This is a genomic window from Streptomyces sp. NBC_01525 (assembly GCF_045040405.1).
GTDB lineage: Bacteria > Actinomycetota > Actinomycetes > Streptomycetales > Streptomycetaceae > Streptomyces > Streptomyces benahoarensis.
Map to the genome: position 1 here is coordinate 1,851,918 of NZ_CP109397.1, position 18,704 is coordinate 1,870,621.

14 protein-coding genes and 1 pseudogene are annotated in these 18,704 nt (G+C 73.1%); 6 read left to right on the plus strand and 9 right to left on the minus strand.

The genetic code is table 11. From position 1 onward, the window contains the following. The first annotated feature begins 448 nt into the window (after nt 1–448). Both OG422_RS08265 and OG422_RS08270 read left to right on the plus strand, forming a co-directional pair. Nucleotides 449–2,047 (plus strand): multicopper oxidase family protein, encoded by a 1,599-nt coding sequence (locus OG422_RS08265; protein WP_405741459.1) that lies wholly within the window; start codon nt 449–451, stop codon nt 2,045–2,047. A gap of 172 nt (nt 2,048–2,219) precedes the next feature. Next, the gene (locus OG422_RS08270; RefSeq protein ID WP_405741462.1) at nt 2,220–3,974 is read left to right on the plus strand and encodes an NAD+ synthase; all 1,755 of its coding nucleotides are present in this window, start codon (nt 2,220–2,222) and stop codon (nt 3,972–3,974) included. A 40-nt stretch (nt 3,975–4,014) separates the two neighbouring features. Here OG422_RS08270 and OG422_RS08275 read toward each other — a convergent pair whose 3' ends face one another. The 4 genes from OG422_RS08275 to OG422_RS08290 form a co-directional block, all read right to left on the minus strand. Beyond that, a complete protein-coding gene (locus OG422_RS08275; protein WP_405741465.1) occupies nt 4,015–5,250 on the minus strand; it encodes an MFS transporter in 1,236 nt (411 codons plus the stop codon). A gap of 179 nt (nt 5,251–5,429) precedes the next feature. Continuing rightward, on the minus strand, nt 5,430–5,783 hold the full coding sequence (locus OG422_RS08280; RefSeq protein WP_405741468.1) for a GNAT family N-acetyltransferase: 354 nt from the start codon (nt 5,781–5,783) through the stop codon (nt 5,430–5,432). 308 nt (nt 5,784–6,091) lie between these two features. Further along, nucleotides 6,092–6,604 carry a lasso peptide biosynthesis B2 protein gene (locus OG422_RS08285; RefSeq protein WP_405741471.1) on the minus strand — a complete coding sequence of 171 codons (513 nt, stop codon included), beginning with the start codon at nt 6,602–6,604 and terminating at the stop codon, nt 6,092–6,094. Further along, on the minus strand, nt 6,601–6,729 hold the full coding sequence (locus OG422_RS08290) for a hypothetical protein (RefSeq protein ID WP_405741474.1): 129 nt from the start codon (nt 6,727–6,729) through the stop codon (nt 6,601–6,603). The genes OG422_RS08285 and OG422_RS08290 overlap by 4 nt, the downstream gene beginning before the upstream one ends. Before the next feature lie 184 nt (nt 6,730–6,913). Between OG422_RS08290 and OG422_RS08295 the strand changes: the two genes are divergently transcribed. Next, nucleotides 6,914–7,447 (plus strand): GNAT family N-acetyltransferase, encoded by a 534-nt coding sequence (locus tag OG422_RS08295; RefSeq protein WP_405741477.1) that lies wholly within the window; start codon nt 6,914–6,916, stop codon nt 7,445–7,447. Nucleotides 7,448–7,704: 257 nt separating this feature from the next. Here the strand turns inward: OG422_RS08295 and OG422_RS08300 are convergent, their stop codons facing one another. The 4 genes from OG422_RS08300 to OG422_RS08315 all read right to left on the minus strand — a co-directional run bounded on the left by OG422_RS08300 (nt 7,705) and on the right by OG422_RS08315 (nt 11,784). Beyond that, nucleotides 7,705–8,097, minus strand: coding sequence for a LecA/PA-IL family lectin (locus tag OG422_RS08300; RefSeq protein ID WP_405741480.1), 393 nt, complete (start codon nt 8,095–8,097; stop codon nt 7,705–7,707). 172 nt (nt 8,098–8,269) lie between these two features. Continuing rightward, nucleotides 8,270–9,202, minus strand: a complete 933-nt coding sequence (locus OG422_RS08305) for an endonuclease/exonuclease/phosphatase family protein (protein ID WP_405747686.1) — start codon at nt 9,200–9,202, stop codon at nt 8,270–8,272. Between the two features lie 315 nt (nt 9,203–9,517). Then, entirely contained in the window at nt 9,518–10,168 is a 651-nt protein-coding gene (locus tag OG422_RS08310) for a TetR/AcrR family transcriptional regulator (RefSeq protein ID WP_405741483.1), read from the minus strand. Then, a complete protein-coding gene (locus tag OG422_RS08315) occupies nt 10,165–11,784 on the minus strand; it encodes an MFS transporter (protein ID WP_405741486.1) in 1,620 nt (539 codons plus the stop codon). Before OG422_RS08315 ends, OG422_RS08310 begins: the two co-directional genes overlap by 4 nt. A 274-nt stretch (nt 11,785–12,058) precedes the next feature. On the opposite strand from OG422_RS08315, the gene panB reads away from it, so the two are divergent. From panB to OG422_RS08330, 3 genes and pseudogenes are all read left to right on the plus strand, one after another. Continuing rightward, on the plus strand, nt 12,059–12,952 hold the full coding sequence (gene panB / locus OG422_RS08320; RefSeq protein ID WP_405741489.1) for a 3-methyl-2-oxobutanoate hydroxymethyltransferase: 894 nt from the start codon (nt 12,059–12,061) through the stop codon (nt 12,950–12,952). 225 nt (nt 12,953–13,177) lie between these two features. Further along, nucleotides 13,178–14,131: pseudogene (locus OG422_RS08325) on the plus strand (ATP-binding cassette domain-containing protein); the annotation flags it as partial. After that, nucleotides 14,128–14,958: an ABC transporter permease gene (locus tag OG422_RS08330; protein WP_405741492.1), complete on the plus strand. Its 831-nt coding sequence runs from the start codon at nt 14,128–14,130 to the stop codon at nt 14,956–14,958. The pseudogene OG422_RS08325 and the gene OG422_RS08330, both read left to right, overlap by 4 nt. 149 nt (nt 14,959–15,107) lie before the next feature. Here OG422_RS08330 and OG422_RS08335 read toward each other — a convergent pair whose 3' ends face one another. Continuing rightward, nucleotides 15,108–18,563: an AfsR/SARP family transcriptional regulator gene (locus OG422_RS08335; RefSeq protein ID WP_405741495.1), complete on the minus strand. Its 3,456-nt coding sequence runs from the start codon at nt 18,561–18,563 to the stop codon at nt 15,108–15,110. Nucleotides 18,564–18,704: the final 141 nt, after the last annotated feature.

An 18,704-nucleotide genomic window follows, 5' to 3' on the forward strand; every position in this document is an offset into this window, starting at 1 on the left:
CGGCGAGGAGGCCCGCGCGGGCGGCGCCCGCCGCCGTACGCCGGGTCGCGCGCCCACGGTCCCGGACGTCGCGCCCGCCGCCGCGTTCCGGGCACGCGTCCGCGGCGCCGGACACCGACGCCGTACGACACGCCGCCCGCCCGGCGGATACCCCGCGGGGGTAACGACCCGGAGTGGCCGATAGCCCCGGAGGAAGGAGCGGTGTCCGTGGCGGGCGCCGTGACGCCGCGGATTCCCGCCCCCCAGGTCGTAAGGTGCCCCGCGAGGCACCACCCGACCGCCGGGCCCGCCGCGCGCCGCCCACCGCCGCCCACCGGCCCCTCACCCCGAGCCCCCCACCCGCCTTCCTTCCGCTCACTCCCCCATCGGCAATTTGTCCGCATTCATTCGCTTTCGCACCCCACGTCCTGCCCGTGGTCGTGCGCCCACCGACACCCCGAGGTACTTCATGCGACCTGAGCGCTCCTCTCGTCCCCTGACCGATCCATCCGCCCGCCCCGCCGAGCCCGGGCGGCGGACGCTGCTCGGCGCGGGAGCCGCCGCCGTCGCCGCCGGGCTGCTCGGCGCGGGCGGCACCGCCGCCGCCCGCCCGGTGCGCGCCGACGGCAGGGGCGCGGCGGCCGCCTCCGGCGACGTCCCGCCCGGATACGTCACGCCCGGCGGGCCCCATGTCCGCGACGCCGAGAAGCGGCGCGGCAACGGCCCGGTGCGGCAGCTGTCCCTGCTCGCCACGCCCGCCCTCGTCCAGCTCGGCGGCCGCACCGTCCGCACCTGGGCGTACGACGGTTCGCTGACCGGCCCGGAGATGCGGGTGACGGCCGGCGACACGCTGGCGGTGGACTTCGCCAACAACCTGCCGCACCACACCACCGTCCACTGGCACGGGGTGGCGCTCCGCAACGACATGGACGGGGTGCCGGGCATCACCCAGGCCGCCGTGGCACCCGGGGCGTCCTTCCCGTACCGCTTCATGGTGGTGCGGCCGGGCACGTACTGGTACCACCCGCACGTCGGCGTACAGCAGGACCGTGGCCTGTACGGGCCGCTGATCGTCGACGATCCCCGGGAACCGCTCGCGTACGACAAGGAGTGGGTGGTCGTCCTCGACGACTGGGTCGACGGGATCGACGGCTCCGACCCGGACGCGATCCTCAAGGAGCTGAACCATGGGATGAGTCACGGCGGCCACGAGATGCGGGCCGCCGCCGCGCCGGAGGGGCCGTCGCGGATCCTGAAGGGCTCCCACAGCGAGCTGCTCGGCGGCGAGGCGGGCAATGTGGACTACCCGCTCCATCTGATCAACGGGCGGACCGCGGACGACCCGGAGACCTTCACCGCCGCCCCCGGTGACCGCATCCGGATCCGGCTGATCAACGCGGGCGGCGACACCGCCTACCGGGTGGCGCTCGGCGGGCACACCATGACCATCACCCACACCGACGGCCACCCCGTCGAGCACGCCGACACCGACACGCTGCTGCTCGGGATGAGCGAACGCTACGACGTGCTGGTCACCGCCAAGGACGGCGCCTTCCCGCTCACCGCGCTCGCCGAGGGCAAGAAGCACCTGGCCCAGGCCGTGCTGCGCACCGGCGGCGGCTCCGCGCCGGGCCCCGGCACCCGTCCCCGGGAGCTGGACGGGAAGCTGGTCACCGCGCCCGATCTGTACTCCGCGGAGTCGGTGCGGCTCCCCGAGCGTGACGTCGAACGCCGCCATCAGATGGTGCTGACCGGGTCGATGGGCCGCTTCAACTGGGCGATCAACCACGAGCCGTTCACGCCGTCGCAGCGCTACGCCGTCCGGGAGGGCGAGCGGGTACAGCTGGTGTTCCGCAACCACACCCGGATGTGGCACCCGATGCATCTGCACGGCCACGCCTTCGAGCTGGCGGACGGCGGGCCGCGCAAGGACACCGTCAGCGTGCGCCCGGGCCGCACCGTGCGGGTCCATCTGGACGCCGACAACCCGGGCCTGTGGATGCTGCACTGCCACAACGTGTACCACTCGGAGAGCGGGATGATGACGGTGCTCGGATACCGCGACTAGCCCTGTGTACAAGGGAGTTGGCGGGCGGCGGCCGCATACGCACGGGCCGCCGCCCACGGCCGGGCGGGGCGCGGGCCGCCCGGCCGCGCCCCGTCATCCGCCCGTCACACACGCGCCCCGCCCGTAACCTTCCCGACCCCCCTCGCGTCAGAAAGCCGAATAAAATGGTGGGGTGCCTCAGCTTCGCGTCGCCCTCAACCAGATCGACACCTGCGTCGGCGCTCTCGCACGGAACACCGGGACGCTGCTGCACTGGACCCGCCACGCCGCCCAGCAGGGCGCACACCTCGTCGCCTTCCCCGAGATGGCGCTGACCGGCTACCCCGTCGAGGACCTCGCGCTGCGCCCGTCGTTCGTCGAGGCGAGCCGCGCGGCGCTGGCGGAGCTGGCCGGGCGGCTGGCCACCGAGGGGCTGGGCGAACTCCCCGTCGTCGTCGGCCACCTCGACCGCTGCGCGCGGGAGCTGCCGCGCTACGGACGGCCCGCCGGGGCGCCGCAGAACGCGGCGGCGGTGCTGCACCGCGGCCGGATCGCGCTGAGCTTCGCCAAGCACCATCTGCCCAACTACGGCGTCTTCGACGAGTTCCGGTACTTCGTACCCGGCGACACGCTGCCCGTCGTACGGGTGCACGGCGTCGATGTGGCGCTGGCGATCTGCGAGGACCTCTGGCAGGACGGCGGCCGGGTCCCTGCCACCCGCGCCGCCGGGGCCGGACTGCTGCTCTCCCTCAACGCCTCGCCGTACGAGCGGCACAAGGACGACACCCGCCTGGAGCTGGTGCGCCGCCGGGCCCGGGAGGCCGGGTGCACCACCGCGTATCTGGCGATGACCGGCGGCCAGGACGAGCTGGTCTTCGACGGCGACTCGCTCGTCGTCTCCCCCGACGGCCGGGTGATCGCGCGGGCGCCGCAGTTCACCGAGGGGTGCGTCCTGGTCGATCTGGAGCTGCCCGCGGCCGCCGCCGAGCCACCGTCCGGCACCGTCGGCGACGGGCTGCGCATCGACCACGTCACGCTCTCCGCCGACCCGCTGCCCGCCTATCCGCCGCAGGCCCTGGGCGGCGAGGCGGAGCGGCTGGAGGACCTGGAGGAGATCTACACCGCGCTGGTCGTCGGGGTGCGGGCGTATGTCGCGAAGAACGGCTTCCACAGCGTGGTCCTGGGGCTGTCCGGCGGCATCGACTCGGCGCTGGTGGCCACGCTGGCCTGCGACGCGCTGGGCGCCCGGCACGTCCACGGCGTCGCGATGCCGTCCGCGTACTCCTCGGAGCACTCCCGCACCGACGCCGCCGACCTCGCCCGCCGCACCGGGCTGGCGTTCCGTACGGTGCCGATCGGCCCGATGGTCGACGCGTACATGGAGTCGCTGGGGCTGAGCGGGACGGCCGAGGAGAACCTCCAGTCGCGGGTGCGCGGCACCACGCTGATGGCGCTCTCCAACCAGGAGGGCCACCTCGTCCTCGCGCCCGGCAACAAAAGCGAGCTGGCCTGCGGTTACTCCACGCTCTACGGCGACTCCGTCGGCGCGTTCGGGCCGATCAAGGACGTCTACAAGAGCGACGTCTACGCGCTGGCCCGCTGGCGCAACGCCGCGGCCGCCGACCGGGGCCGCACCCCGCCGATCCCGGAGCACACCCTCACCAAACCGCCCAGCGCCGAACTGCGCCCCGGCCAGCTCGACACCGACACGCTGCCCGACTACGACGTCCTCGACCGGATCCTGGCGCGGTACGTCGACGGGGACCGGGGACGGGCCGAGATCGTCGCGGAGGGGTTCGACGACGCCCTCGTGGTGCGGGTGCTGCGGATGGTGGACGCGGCGGAGTACAAGCGGCGGCAGTACCCGCCGGGCACCAAGATCTCCGCGAAGGGTTTCGGCAAGGACCGGCGGCTGCCGGTCACCAACCTGTGGCGGGAGGGCGCCTGACGCGGCGGGCCGGGGTGCGTACGGCGCCCGGCGTGCACCGTCAGCCGCGGTGGCCGGCGGGTGCCGACGCTTCCACGGGCTCCTCCGCGGCGCCGCCGCGGGCCACGACGCGGGATACGTCGCAGCCGCCCTCCTTCGTACGGTCCAGGAGTCCGGCGGTGACGGCGACGGCGAGGCCCGCGGTGGCCAGCACCGCGCCGACGGCGGCGGGCGACGTCCAGCCCCAGTGCGCCGACAGGGCGAGGCCGCCCGCCCAGGCGCCGCCCGCGTTCGCGAGGTTGAACGCCGACTGGTTGGACGCGGCGGCCAGCGTCGGCGCGCCCTGCGCCTTCTCCATCACCAGCATCTGGAGCGGTGTGGTGGTCATGAAGCCGACCGCGCCGATCAGGACGACGGCGACCAGCACGAGCGGCTTGTGCGGCGCGGCCAGCGGGAAGACCGCGAGGACCGCGGCGAGGGCGGCCAGTGAACCGTAGAGGGTGGGGCGCAGCGCCCGGTCGGTGAGCGGTCCGGCGGCGAGGGCGCCGAGCGTCATCCCGATGCCGAAGAGGGCGAGGACCAGCGTCACGGAGGTCTCGGAGAAGCCGGTGACCTTGGTCAGCACCGACGCGAGATAGCTGTAGAAGGCGAAGACACCGGCGAAGCCGAGGACCGTGGTGAGCAGGCCGAGCAGCACCTGCCGCCCGGCGAGGGCGCGCAGTTCGCGGCCGAGCCCGGTGCGTTCCCCGGCGGGCAGCGGCGGCACCAGGCGGGCCAGTGCGGCCATCGCGACGACGCCGATGCCCGCGACGACGAGGAAGGTGGCGCGCCAGCCGAGGTGCTGGCCGAGGGCGGTGCCGACCGGGACGCCAACGATGTTGGCTACGGTCAGCCCGAGGAACATGGTGGCCACGGCGCGTGCACGACGCTCCTCCGCGACCATCCGGGCGGCGACAACGGCTCCGGCGCCGAAGAACGCACCGTGCGGAAGGCCGGCCAGGACACGGCCGATGATCAAAGTGCCGAAGTCCGGCGCGATCGAGGCTACGAAGTTGCCCAGGGTAAAGAGCCCCATGAGCAGAATGAGCGTGAGCTTTCGCGGCAGCCGGGTGCCCAGCATCGTCAGGAGCGGGGCGCCGATGACGACGCCGAGTGCGTATGTGGTGACGAACCAGCCCGCGGTGGGGACAGTCACCCCGAGGTCAGCCGCGACGTTGGGCAAGAGGCCCATCATGACGAATTCTGCGGTACCGATTCCGAACGCGGCGACCGCAAGAGCGAGCAGGGCCAAGGGCATGACGCGGTGGTCCTCCGGCGAGGTATGCGAGCGGGAGTGGGAGTGCGGCCGACCGCGTTGTCGGGCACGGAGAGGGCCGGTGTGTCACACACCGGCCCTACAGGCTCTCAGATACGGCGACAGCCCGCACATCGGTATTCCCGCGCGCTGCTCGTGGTCTGCGCGACTTCGAGCCAGCGCTATTCGCTGATCGCGGAAGGCCCAGGAAAGTCCTCTGGGAGGGCATCCATGATCAGCTCATCGACAGGCTTCCCCATCCAGTATCCGGATTGGCGCATGCGGCCAGCATGCCGGAACCCTGCTTTCTCGTAGGCGGCGATGCCCGCCGTGTTGGGTGCGAGGGCCTTGAGCCAGATCATGCGGAGGGCTCCGATGTGGAAGGCCCAGTCGAGGGTGAGGCGGGCGGCTTCGGCCGCGTAGCCCTTGCCGCGTTCGTGCGGGGCCAGCATCATCACGAATTCCGCTGTCCTGCTGACCTGAGCGACGTGGAGGGTGGTGAGTCCGATGGCGGCCTCGTCTTCGGTCCGGACCACTTCGAACCGCGGGCTGGAGGGGCTGTTGCGGAGGCGTTCCCAGCCGGCGGCGCGCGATTCCAGGATTGGGGGAAGCCTGCGCCGTAGCCGAGGAGGGTGCGGTAGTCGGTCTCCCAGCGGTGGTATTCGGGGAGCAGGTCCTCGCGCGGCATGCCCAGGGCGAGGCGTTCGCCGGTCAGGAGGAGGTGCGGAGTGCTCACGTTGTGTTCTCCCTCCGGTCCTGGCGGGCGGGGCCAGGGCCGTCCGGTGTGTAGGTGGGGGTGTAGAGCACGGTCTCGTCGGGTTCTTCGACGGGCCTTCCCCTGGGATCAACGAGCCAGGCGTGCAGGCGTACGGGGTTCCGAGGCCAAGCCGTGGCGCCACTCGCCGCGAAAGCCGGCGAGGGCCAGCAGCGTGGTGGCCGCGACGGACTCTTCCAGGCACGCCCAGCGGGCGGGGAAGTACGTCGAGGCCCGGCGTACGGCGCGGACAGCGAACTCGGCCTGGGCCAGAGTCGCGGGCGGGCGGCGGCTGCCGTATCGGGCTAGCCGTACGAGGCGGCGGAAGCGTCGGGCGCGTGGTCCGCAGGACCGTGCCGCGGCGGTGATGAGGATTGCCGGGATGGCGCCCAGGCGCCAGTGGATGGGCGCGAATCCGTTGGCGGGCAGGACGGCGGGTGCCTCGTTCGTGCCCCACGCGGGGGTGGAGGGCGGGATGTGCACGACGGTGCCGGCGACGGGCGGGCCGTCGAGCCGTCGCAATTCGGTGGTGCCGGTGTCGTAGTTGATGATCACGCGGGCGCTGGTGGTGAGGGCGATCACGGTGTGCGGGGTGGGTTTCATCGCCCACCTGCCCGGGTGGGGGCGGTGCTGGCCCATTCGATGGCCGGGGCGTGGTCGAGGGTGTCGAGCCACTGCTCGGCGGCCAACGTGGGGAGCAGCATGGCCCAGTTCGTCTCCACGCCCATTGCCGCGGCGTGAAGGCGAAATCGACAGAGGATGTGCTACTACCGCGGATGCCTTCGCCCTGATGGCTGGGCACCCCCTCCCGGGGCGTCTGCGTGTCATGTTGGGTGACTTCCACCGTGGCCTACTCACCCTCGCGCCAACCGCCACCGTGGCCCGGGAGTGGGGCGACCGATACCGATCTGAATGGAGCCCGGCGTGACAGCTGATATCGACCTGCGCCACTACACCAAGGACGACCTTCCGGAAATCCGATCGACGCTCTTGGACGTGCATGCCGACGCATACGCGGACCGTATGGGTGAGGATTTTGTACAGCGCTTCCCGTGGTTCGTTGACCGGTGGGGAAACAAGGCCGGATTCTCGTGCGTAATCGGCTACCAGGCCGGAGATCCAGTTGGCTTTTCCTACGGGGCGCCGAACGACCCCGGCAACGAATGGTGGCGTGAACACGTCCCCGAGCCCGATGATGCGTCAACGTTCGCGGTGTCCGAGCTCATGCTCCGGGTGAAGTGGCGGAAGCAGGGGTTGTCTGCGCGCCTGCACGAGGCGCTCATCAGCCCACGGCCCGAGGCGCACGTAACGCTCACCGTGGATACCCAGCGCCCCAGGCTGCAAGCTCTGTACGAGTCCTGGGCGTACCGGAAAGTCGGAGAGCAGCAGCCCTTCGCCGATTCCCCGCTTTATGCGGTCATGCTTCGACCTTTGCGCAGCGCCTGAAGCACTGACCGCACCTCGGCAAATTCATCCATGAATCCCACGCAACACAGAATACCCCCGCCCCGGCACGTGGCCGGAGCGGGGCTGGGGTACTCGATGTGCCGTTAGCAGCGGGCGCTGGCATCTGGCACACACTCACCCTGAGAGGCTCACCCCGGACGGGAGGCCCGTGCAGGCGAAGAGGCGGCCCGGGTGGCCGTCGCTGACGCCGGTCCGCCCGCCCTTCACCCCACCTACGCCCTCAGACGGTGGGCGATTTACGAGCGTTTTCCATGATTTTCAATTGATGCGGTGTATTCGCCAGAGTTGTCGCCGTACATTCCGGGGCGGTCGTTGTACGCGACAGTGATTTCGCCGTCTTCTTGGGCGGAGAAGGTCTGGGAAGGGCCGGCTGCGAACCACGGGCCCGAACCGACGCGGGCGATCAGCGCCCCCACGGGCGCTCCGGGCAGGACGGTCTGTGTCACATGCGCCCCAGCGAACTTGTCGTCGATGTACCGGGTCCCGTCGGGGTACGTCACGCGCGTCTGGTCGTACTGTGCCCGCCCGCTTCCGGAGACGGTGAAGATGTCGTCACGCCGGACGGTCACACCGGACTTCACCCCGCCCTCAATCTTTGCCGGCACGGACACGACATTGAAATCACCCATGGTGACACCTCCTGGATTGTTACTTTACGTAGTCACAATGTCACCTGGAGTCGAGTTGGTGCCAAGCGCAACGCCGGACTCACCGGCACTGAACCTGCATGAACTAACGCCGCCGAGCCGCGCGCCCCGTCCACAACCTCCCGGGACAGAACAACTAGGTCGCCCCGTGTGGTCAGGAGCCGCCGGAGAGGTTGATCGACGCGGCGATCGGCAGGTGGTCGCTGCCGGTGGCGGGCAGCGTCCAGGCGGCCACCGGATTCAGGTCCCGGGTCATGATCTGGTCGATCCGGGCCATCGGGAACGACACCGGCCAGGTGAAGCCGAAGCCGTCGCCCGCCGCGCCCTGCGCCGACCGCATCTGGGAGGTGATGGGCGCCAGCGAGCGGTCGTTCATCGTGCCGTTGAGGTCGCCGAGGAGCACCACCTGGCGCAGCGGCTCCTGCGAGACGGCCTTACCGAGCGCGGCGGCGCTGGCGTCGCGCTGGCTGGCGGTGAAGCCCGCCTTGACCTTGACCCGCACCGAGGGCAGATGCGCGACGTACACCGCGATCTTGTCGCCGTCCGGGGTGGTCAGCGTGGCGCGCAGGGCCCGCGTCCACCCCATCTTGATCGGCACCGACGCCGCGTCGGACAGCGGCCGCTTGCTCCAGAGGCCGACGGTGCCCTTGACCGCGTGGTACGGGTACGCCGTCGCGAGGCCCTTCTTGTAGGCGGGCAGCGCCTGGGCCGTCACCTCCTCCAGGGCGACGACGTCCGCGTCGGCGGCCACGAGGTCCCGGGCGGTGCCCGCGGGGTCGGGGTTGGCCGCGTCGACGTTGTGGGTGACGAACGTCAGATCGCCGCCGGTGCCCGCCTTGCCGGTGAGCTGGCCGCCGAAGAGGTTGGCCCAGGCGAAGACCGGCAGCACCAGGGCGACCAGCGCGGTCGCCGAGCGGCGGAACACCGCGAGCAGGAGCAGCAGCGGGATGCCCAGGCCCAGCCACGGCAGGAACGTCTCCAGGAGGCTGCCGAGGTTGCCCACGGTGTTGGGGATCCTGGCGTGCAGCAGGATCAGCAGGCCGAGCAGCACGGCCAGCACCGCGAGCGCGATGCCGCGCCGCCACATCCGCTCCGGCCCCCACCACCTGCGCAGACGCTCGGCCCGGGAACCGGTCTGTTCAGGGCCCGGCCCCTGCTCCGGCTCCGTCATGTACGCCTGCGCCATTCCGCTTCCCTCACTGCTCTGTCTCCCGCGGCCTCGACTCCGCCCACCGACCCTAGGTGATCGCCGGGCGCCGCTTTTCCACGTGTAGTGACGAGGCGGCCTCGGGGGAAAGTTCCGGCCGCGGGTCCCGCATCGCATCCTGTGACAGAACGGGCACATGCGTCCGCCCGCCCCGGCGCGCGGCACCCCGCCGGGCGCGGTCCGGGCGCCGTCCGCTCACGGGCGCGGGCGCACCCCCTCCAGCACCGTGTCGACGATCTGCTCGGCGAGCCCCTCGGGCAGCGCCGTGCGCTCGTCGAGGAGGGCCCGTGCCAGCATCGGGCCGACGAAGAGATCGGCGAGCACATCGACCTCGCGGTCGGCGCGGATCTCGCCCCGCGCCATCCCCCGCCGCAGTATCGCGTGCATCGCCTCGCGGCGGGCCCGTATGACGGTCTCGTGGTACTCGCGCCAGACGGCGGGCTGCGCCTGGACGTGCGTGAGGACGGAGCGGAACACCGCGGAGTGGCGCTTGGCGAGGCCGCGGCGGCGCAGATGCTCCAGCATGGCGACGAGGTCGTCGCGGACCGAGTCGCCGCGCGCCGGGGGAAGGTCGTCCTCCAGGGAGCGGACGACGTCCAGGAGCAGGGCGTTCTTGCCGGGCCAGCGGCGGTAGACGGTGGCCTTGCCGACGCCCGCGGCCCGGGCGATGCCCTCCATCGACAGGTCGCCGATGGAGGCACCTTCCTCGATGAGGCGCAGCACCGCCTCGACGATGGCGGTGTCCGCCGCGGCGGAGCGGGGACGGCCGCGGCGCCCGTCCGCCGCCTCCGGGGTGGCCGGGCCGGGGCGGCCGCCAGGGCCATCAGGTGCGGTCGGGCCGGTCATTTCGGGGCCCGCGCGGTCTCGTCCGGGCGCGGCGCGGCGACGGGCGCGGCGGTCGCCGGGCGGCCGGGCAGGAACACCGCGACCACCACGGCGCCGACCAGCGCGATGCCGGACGAGGCGAGGGCGGTGAGGTGCATGGCGTGGACGAAGGCGTCCTGCGCGGCGGTCACCAGGGGCCGCCCGGCGGGGCCCAGCCGGGCGGCGACGCCGAGGGTGGCCTCGATGGACTCACCGGCGGCGTGCCGCACCGGCCCGGGAAGATCCGGGACGGAGTTGAGGGCGTCCTTGATGGAGTCGCGGTAGGTCGTGGAGAGCACCGAGCCGAGGACCGCGACGCCGAGGGTGCCGCCGACCTGCCGGAAGGTGTTGTTGAGCGCCGAACCGGAACCGGCCTTCTCCCGGGGCAGCGACTGCATGATCGAGACGGTGACCGGCGGCATGATGTGCGCCATGCCGGTGCCCTGGAGGAAGAAGATCACCTCCATCAGCCACATCGGGGTGGAGACGTCGAGCAGCAGCAGTCCGGCCATGGTGACGGCGACGGTGAGCATCCCGGCGGTGCACACCGCGCGGGCGCCGAAGCGGTCGACGACGTGCCGGGCGCGCGGCGCGAAGATCAGCTGCGCGGCGGCCAGCGGCAGGATCAGCAGCCCCGACTCCAGCGGGGTGTAGCCGCGCACGCTCTGCACGTAGAAGACGATGAAGAAGGTGACGCCCATCAGCGCGAAGAAGACCAGCGCGATGGCGGCGACGGCGGCGGAGAAGGCCGGGTTGCGGAAGTAGCCGATGTCGATGGACGGGTGGTCGCTGCGCTTCTGGTGGACGACGAAGACCGCGAGGACGGCGAGGCCGCCGAGGACGGTGCCGATCACCTCCGGGTCGGTGAAGTCGGCGAGCTGACCGCCCTTGATGATGCCGTAGACCAGCAGGACCAGGCCGACGACGGAGAGCGCGACGCCGACCGGGTCGAGGCGGCCGGGCGCCGGGTCGCGGGAGTCGGGCACCAGGAAGGCCATCGCCACCAGCGTGACCAGCACGATCGGGACGTTGATCAGGAAGACCGAGCCCCACCAGAAGCGGTCGAGCAGCAGACCGCCGGCGATCGGGCCGACGGCGATGGCCAGGCCCACGCCGCCCGCCCAGACGCCGATCGCCTTCGGCTGCTCCTCGCGCTCGAAGACGTTCATCAGGACGGCGAGGGTCGCGGGCATCACGAAGGCGCCGCCCAGGCCCATCAGGGCGCGGAACGCGATCAGCTGAACGGGCGAGGCGGCGAACGCGGCGAGCACCGACCCGGCGCCGAACACCGCCAGCCCGAACAGCAGGACCTTCTTGCGGCCGAGGCGGTCGCCGAGCAGGCCCGAGGTGAACAGCAGCCCGGCAAAGACCAGCGTGTAGGCGTTGATCGCCCACTCCAGCTCGCTCTGGGTGGCGCCCAGACCGGCGGGCGCGGGCATCGCGATGGTCTTCATCGCGATGTTGAGGATGGAGTTGTCGAGCACCACGATCAGCAGGCTGAGCATGAGCACGGAGAGGATCACCCAGCGGCGGCGGTGCACGGTCGCGTCGACGCGGCCGGGGCTCGGGTCGCCCGAGCGGATCGGGGAGTTGGCCATGCCCGCCAGCGTACGCCTTTCGATACGGCACCGTTCCGTATCGCCGTTTCCTCCGGGGAAGGCCGGGGTGCGGCGGGGCGGACCCGGGGATGTCCCGGGGATATCGGGGCGCCCGCAGGGAACGGGACGGCCCTCCGGCCCGGCCCAGGTCAGGCGCCTGGCCCGCCCCCGCCGGACGGCCTCCCCCTTCCCCGTCCCGGTGGGGCGTGCCAGCATGGAGGGGAGTCCGGAGACGCCGTAAGGGCGCTTCGAGATGAGAACAGGAGCCGTCACCATGACGCAGCTTTCGCCTGCCCGGAAACCGGCCGCGGAGCCCGCAGCGACGCCGCCCGCCGAGCCCGGCAAGGCCCTCTACGGCGGGACCCGCTCACGCCGGGTCACCGTCCGCGACATCGCCGCCGCCAAGGAGCGCGGGGAGAAATGGCCGATGCTGACCGCCTACGACGCGATGACCGCGTCGGTCTTCGACGAGGCCGGGATCCCCGTCCTGCTCGTCGGCGACTCGATGGGCAACTGCCACCTCGGCTACGAGTCGACCGTGCCGGTCACGATGGACGAGATCACCCTGCTGTCCGCCGCCGTCGTCCGCGGCACCGACCACGCCCTGATCGTCGCCGACCTGCCGTTCGGCGCGTACCAGGAGGGCCCCGTCCAGGCGCTGCGCAACGCCACCCGGCTGGTCAAGGAGGCCGGGGCCGGGGCCGTGAAGCTGGAGGGCGGGGAGCGCTCCGCGCACCAGGTGGAGCTGCTGGTGTCGTCCGGCATCCCCGTCATGGCGCACATCGGGCTGACCCCGCAGTCGGTCCACGCGTTCGGCGGCTACCCCGTCCAGGGCCGCGGTGAGGAGGCCGCGCAGCAGCTGCTGCGGGACGCCAAGGCGGTGCAGGACGCGGGCGCGTTCGCGGTGGTCCTGGAGGCCGTCCCCGCGGAGCTGGCCGCCGAGGTCACGCGGTCGCTGCACATCCCGACGGTCGGCATCGGCGCCGGGGCGGAGTGCGACGCGCAGGTGCTGGTGTGGACGGACATGGCCGGGATGACCGCGGGCCGGGTCCCGCGCTTCGCCAAGCAGTACCTCGCGCTGCGGGAGCTGCTGGGCGGGGCGGCGAAGGAGTTCGCCGAGGAGGTCGTCGCCGGGACGTTCCCGGAGGAGCGGCACACCTTCCACTAGGGGCGTGGCCGGGGGCTGGTGCGCGTCCGTACCGGCCCCCGTGTCGGCCTCGTACCGGCCCCGTACCGGCGGTCCGTGGCCGCGGCCCGGCCCCTGTCGGCGGTCTGTCGGTGGCGTGTCGGCGGGGCCCGGCACCGTAGGGGCATGACACGACAGACGAAGACCCCCCGAGGCGGCAACGCCGTGGAGGTGCGCGGTCTGGTCAAGCACTTCGGCGACGTGAAAGCCGTCGACGGGGTGGACCTGGACGTGCGCGAAGGCACCGTGCTCGGCGTACTCGGACCGAACGGCGCCGGTAAGACCACGCTCGTCCGCTGCCTGTCCACGCTGCTCGTCCCGGACGCCGGGAGCGCCGTGGTCGCCGGGTACGACGTGGTGCGCCAGCCCCGCGCGCTGCGCCGCACCATCGGGCTGACCGGACAGTACGCCTCGGTCGACGAGAAGCTCTCCGGCTACGAGAACCTCTACCTGATCGGCCGGCTCCTCGACCTGTCCCGCACGGACGCCCGGCGCCGCGCCGACGAGATGCTGGAGCGGTTCTCGCTCACCGACGCCGCCAAGCGCCCCGCCGCCAAGTACTCCGGCGGGATGCGCCGCCGCCTCGACCTTGCCGCGTCCATGATCGGGCGGCCCGCCGTCCTCTACCTGGACGAGCCGACGACCGGCCTCGACCCGCGTACCCGCAACGAGGTGTGGGACGAGGTGCGGCGCATGGTCCGCGAGGGCGCCACCGTGCTGCTGACCACGCAGTACATGGAGGAGGCCGAGCAGCTGGCGAACGAGCTGACGGTCATCGACCGCGGCCGGGTCATCGCCGAGGGCCTCGTCGACGAGCTGAAGGCCAAGGTCGGCGGCCGCACCCTGCAGATCCGGCCCGCCGACCCCACCGCCCTCCACGCGGTGGCCGCGGCCCTGGCGGGCGCCGGTCTCGACGGCATCGGCGGCGCGACGCCCGACCCCGCCGAGGGCGTCGTCAACGTCCCCATCATCAGCGACGAGCAACTGACCGCGGTGATCGGCCTGTTGGGGCGCCATGACATCGCCCTCGCCGGGATCAGCACCCATCTGCCCAGCCTGGACGAGGTGTTCCTCGCCCTCACCGGCCAGAAGTCCTCGGAGGCACCGGCCGACGACGACGCGCGCGAGAACGACCAGCAGTACGCGGAGGTATCGGCATGAGTGCCGCGACACCGACGGCACCGGCGACGAAGCCGGGCGCCGACGAGGGCCGGATCGGACTGCGCGCCAACCTGCGCCACATCGGCGCGCTGGTGCGGCGCAACGCCCTCCAGATCAAGCAGGATCCCGAGTCGATGTTCGACGCCCTGCTGATGCCCGTCATCTTCATCCTGCTGTTCGTCTACGTCTTCGGCGGCGCCATCGCGGGCAAGGGCCAGCAGCAGGAATATGTGCAGTACCTGGTGCCCGGCATGATGGCGATGATGGGCATGAACATCGCCATGGCGGTGGGCAGCGGCGTCAACGAGGACTTCCGCAAGGGCGTCATGGACCGCTTCCGGACCATGCCGATAGCCCGCTCCTCGGTGCTGATCGCCAAGATCGTCGTCGAGGTCGGCCGGATGCTGATCGCCACCACGATCCTGCTGGTCATGGGCTTTCTGCTGGGCCTGGAGATCAAGGGCGGCATCCTGCCGTTCCTCGGTTCGGTCGCCCTGTCGACGGTCTTCGGCGCCGCCCTGATGTGGATCTTCATCCTGCTGGGGCTGTCGGTGAAGACGCCGCAGGCGGTGCAGGGGCTGGCGATGCTCGTCCTGATGCCGCTGCAGTTCGGCTCGTCGATCTTCGCGCCGACCGCGTCGATGCCCGGCTGGCTGGAGGGCTTCACCAAGGTCAACCCGCTCTCCAACCTCGCCGACGCCGCCCGCGCCCTGGTCAACGGGCACGGCGCCGTCGCCCACCCCGCGCTGATCACGCTCGGCTGGGCGGCGGTCATCACGGCGGTCACGATGCCGCTGGCGGTCAAGAAGTTCCGTACGAAGACCTGATCCGCGGCGGAGAGCCGTTCCGTTACGGAGAACCGACCGTTACGGAGAACCGCACCGCGCCGGTGGCGGGCCCGTTCCGCCGCCGGGCGGGGACCGGACCTGACGCGCCCGGCGGCCACGCGCCCCGGGAGTCCTTCGCCCGGCTCGCGTCAGATGAGGGCGGTGGCCTCCTCCAAGGAGAGGCCACCGCCTTCGGCGTACCACCGGGCGTACGCCGCGTCGCCGACCGCCGCGCGGGCATCCGCCTCCGCCGTCTCCCTGAGGTGCCGGACCACCCGCTGCGGGACGTGCCCCGGCGACCACAGGGCGTCGTACGCGCCCACCAGCCGTGCCGCGTCCCGCCCCGCCCCGGCGCCGTGCACCGCGAGCACCACCCGTGCACCGGTGAGCAGTTGGGTCACCGGAAGGTCCGGTGCCACCAGCCGGGTCAGCCCGTCCTGCATCTTGGCGAGGGCCGCCCGCAGCCGCGGCAGCAGCCCCTCGGGGCGGCCCGCCTCGACCTCCGCGGCGACCAGCACCCCGTCCACCATCCCGACGAACAGGTCCGGGCCCCACGCCAGGGAGTCCCCCCGCACCAGCTCCAGCTGCTCGCGCGCCGCGTCCAGCCGGCCCGTCACCAGCAGGTGCATCGCCAGCGTCAGCCGCGCGAACGGCACCGCGTCCCGCCCGGCGGCCAGGTCCTCGGTCCGCGCCAGCACCTCGCGCAGCAGCCGCTCCCCCTCCTCGCCCTGCCCGTCCTCGACCAGCGCCCCGCCCAGCCGGGTCCGCAGGATCAGCGTCTGGCCGTGGGCGCCCAGCTCCTCGGCGTACCGCATGGCCGCGCGGTAGTCGTCGGCGGCGAGCGCGTACCGGCCGCGCGCCTCCCGGGCCTCGCCCCGCCCGGCGAGCGCCTCGGCCACTCCCCAGTCGTCGCCGATCTCCACGAACAGCCGCAGCGACTCGTCGGCATCCCGGCTCGCCTGCTCCAGCGCGCCGGGCCGGTCGTTGAGGATCTTCGCGCGCAGTTGGAGGACGAACGCCAGCTCCCAGTCGTATCCGAGCGCGCGGCAGGCGGCGACGCCCCGATCGGCGAGCTCCACCAGATCGGCCTGCCGCCCGGAGAGCAGCACCGGGTAGTACCAGAGCGCGCCCGGCACCCGGCAGGTCTGCGGCATGCCCGCGCGGTACGCGGCGAGGACCCCGGCCATCTCCTCCTTCCGCCCCGATGCGGCCACCAGTTCCGCGTAGTTCTCCGCGCACGACAGCTCCACCAGCCGCACCTCCCGGCGGGCCTCCAGCAGCTGTTCCTCACTCATCGGGGGCGGCGCGTCGATCGGCCGGTCGTGGAGGTCCGGGGCGGGGGTGACGGGCGACAGGAACGGGTTCGGGCCCAGCGCCCCCGCCGCCCGCGCCCACGTACGGGCGTCGACCCGGTGATCGCGGAGCGTCCAGAACCACTGGAGCGACAGCACCAGGCACAGCGCCTCGTGCTCGTCGGACGCGGCGACGGCACGGCGCAGCGCGGTCCGCAGATTGTCGTGCTCCAGCTCCAGCCGCTCCAGCCACGCCCGTTGGCCGGGGCCGCGCAGCAACGGGTCGGCAGTGCGGGCCAGTTCGCGGTGGGCGACGAGGTGACGGCGCTCGGCGGCGGCGCGTTCGCCCGCCTCGTCCAGCCGCTCGCCCGCGTACTCCGCGACCGTCTCCAGGAGGCGGTGACGCATCCGGCCGTCCGCCGCCGGGGCGGCGACCACCAGCGACTTGTCGATCAGCGAGCCGAGGACGGCCGCCACCTCCCGCCGGCCTGCGCCGTCGCCCGCGCAGACCTCCTCGGCCAGCTCCGGGTCCCAGCCCCCGGCGAAGACGGACAGCCGCCGCAGCACGGCGCGTTCGGGCGCGTCGAGGAGGTCCCAGGACCAGTCGACGACGGCACGCAGCGTCTGCTGGCGGGGCAGCGCGGTACGGCTCCCGCTGGTCAGCAGCCGGAAACGGTCGTCGAGGCGATCGGCGAGCTGCCGCGGGGAGAGCATCCGCAGCCGGGCGGCGGCCAGTTCGATGGCGAGCGGCAGCCCGTCGAGGCGGCGGCAGATCTCCGCGCACGCGGCCGGGTCGTCGGCGGCGCGGAAGCCGGGCCGGGCGACGGCGCCCCGGTCGGCGAGCAGCCGCAGCGCCACCGGGTCGGGCAGCGGCTCCACCGGGCGCAGCACCTCGCCGGGGACGGCCAGCGGCTCCCGGCTCGTCGCCAGGACCGTCACCCCCGGGCAGTCGGCCAGCAGCCGCTCGGCGAGCGCGGCGGCGGCACCGATGACGTGCTCGCAGTTGTCGAGGATCAACAGCATCCGGTGGTCGGAGCAGTGCTCGGCGAGGCGGCCCAGCGGATCGAGCGCCGTGGGGTCGGTGGCGGCGCGCAGCCCCTCCGCGGTGGAGCCGCGTACCACCGTCTCGCGGGCACCGAGGGCGGTGAGCACGGTCTCCGGAACCGTCGCCGGATCGTCGACCGGCGCCAGCTCCACCAGCCACACCCCCTGCGGCCAGGCCCCCGGCAACGCCCCCGCGGCCACCTCCGCCCCCTCCTGCGAGAGCCGGGTCTTGCCCGCACCGCCGGGTCCCAGCAGTGTCACGAGCCGGTGCGCGGCGAGGTCCGCCCGCAGCCCGGCCAGTTCGTCGTCGCGGCCTACGAAGGAGGTGCGGCGGGCGCGGAGGTTTCCGGGGGACGGGGGCGCCGCCGGGTGCGGGGAGGGCTTCGGGTGCGCGTGGGGCGCAGGTGGGGCGGGGGGCGTGGCGGACTCACCGGGCGGGGCCGGGGACGCCAGTACGGATGCGGGCCCCGGCGCGCCGGCGGCGTCCGGCGACGGCCCGGACGCCGACGGGGCGACACCCTCCCCGACCGGCCCGGATCTCAGCAACTCCCCGTGCAGCTCCCGGAGTTCCGGCCCCGGATCCGCGCCGAGCCGGTCCGCGATCCCCACCCGGACCTCCTCGTACGCGGCGAGCGCCTGCGCCGTCCGGCCCGCGGCGCGCAGCGCCCGCAGCCGCAGCGCCTGCAACGGTTCGTCCAGCGGATGGTCCCGGCACAGCGCGTCCAGCCCCGGCAGCGCCTCCTCGGCCCGCCCGAGGGCGAGGTCCGCGGCGAACCGGACGCGGCGGGCGTCCAGCCGTCGCCGCTCGGCCCGGACCGCGTCCGTACGGGCCGCCGGAAGGTCGACGAGGGCCGGGCCCCGCCACAGCGCCAGCGCCTCGTCCAGCACGGCGGCGGCGCGGCGCGGGTCGCCGCCGGTGAGCGCCGCGGCGCCGTCCGCGGTCAGCCGCTCGAACCGCGGCAGGTCCACCGCGTCCGGCTCCGCGCACAGCAGGTACGCGCCGTCGGCGGACGCGACGGCCGCGTGCCCCAGGGCCCGCCGCAACCGGCCGACCAGCGCCTGGAGCGCGCCGTTCGCGTCCGCCGGCGGGTCCATCCCCCAGATGTCCGCGATCAGCGCGGCGGTGGGCAGCGCCCGGCCCGGCCGCAGCGCGAGCGCGGCCAGCAGCGCGCGCAGCCGCGCGCCCCCGAGAGGCACAGCCGTCCCGTCCGTCCTCAGCGCCTGCGTCGTGCCCAGAATTCCGTACCGCACCCGAACATTGTCGTTCACGTTCCGCCCCCTTCCTCCCCATACGGTCCGCCGCACCCGGAACGGGCCCGCCCCACCTTCTCCCGGGCGTCCGTTCCGCGCCCACCCGATTCCGCACCGGGATACGGGTGGCGCGCCGGGACCGGACGGCCGGGGGCACAC

What these genes read in the sequence shown, in the direction of transcription:
- OG422_RS08265 (WP_405741459.1), top strand. Translation starts at nt 449, where the DNA reads ATGCGACCTGAGCGCTCCTCTCGTCCCCTGACCGATCCATCCGCCCGC.
- OG422_RS08275 (WP_405741465.1), bottom strand. Translation starts at nt 5,250, where the DNA reads ATGCCCTTGGCCCTGCTCGCTCTTGCGGTCGCCGCGTTCGGAATCGGT.
- OG422_RS08285 (WP_405741471.1), bottom strand. Translation starts at nt 6,604, where the DNA reads ATGAAACCCACCCCGCACACCGTGATCGCCCTCACCACCAGCGCCCGC.
- OG422_RS08290 (WP_405741474.1), bottom strand. Translation starts at nt 6,729, where the DNA reads ATGGGCGTGGAGACGAACTGGGCCATGCTGCTCCCCACGTTGGCCGCC.
- OG422_RS08295 (WP_405741477.1), top strand. Translation starts at nt 6,914, where the DNA reads ATGGAGCCCGGCGTGACAGCTGATATCGACCTGCGCCACTACACCAAG.
- OG422_RS08300 (WP_405741480.1), bottom strand. Translation starts at nt 8,097, where the DNA reads ATGGGTGATTTCAATGTCGTGTCCGTGCCGGCAAAGATTGAGGGCGGG.
- OG422_RS08305 (WP_405747686.1), bottom strand. Translation starts at nt 9,202, where the DNA reads ATGTGGCGGCGCGGCATCGCGCTCGCGGTGCTGGCCGTGCTGCTCGGC.
- OG422_RS08310 (WP_405741483.1), bottom strand. Translation starts at nt 10,168, where the DNA reads ATGACCGGCCCGACCGCACCTGATGGCCCTGGCGGCCGCCCCGGCCCG.
- OG422_RS08315 (WP_405741486.1), bottom strand. Translation starts at nt 11,784, where the DNA reads ATGGCCAACTCCCCGATCCGCTCGGGCGACCCGAGCCCCGGCCGCGTC.
- panB (WP_405741489.1), top strand. Translation starts at nt 12,059, where the DNA reads ATGACGCAGCTTTCGCCTGCCCGGAAACCGGCCGCGGAGCCCGCAGCG.
- OG422_RS08330 (WP_405741492.1), top strand. Translation starts at nt 14,128, where the DNA reads ATGAGTGCCGCGACACCGACGGCACCGGCGACGAAGCCGGGCGCCGAC.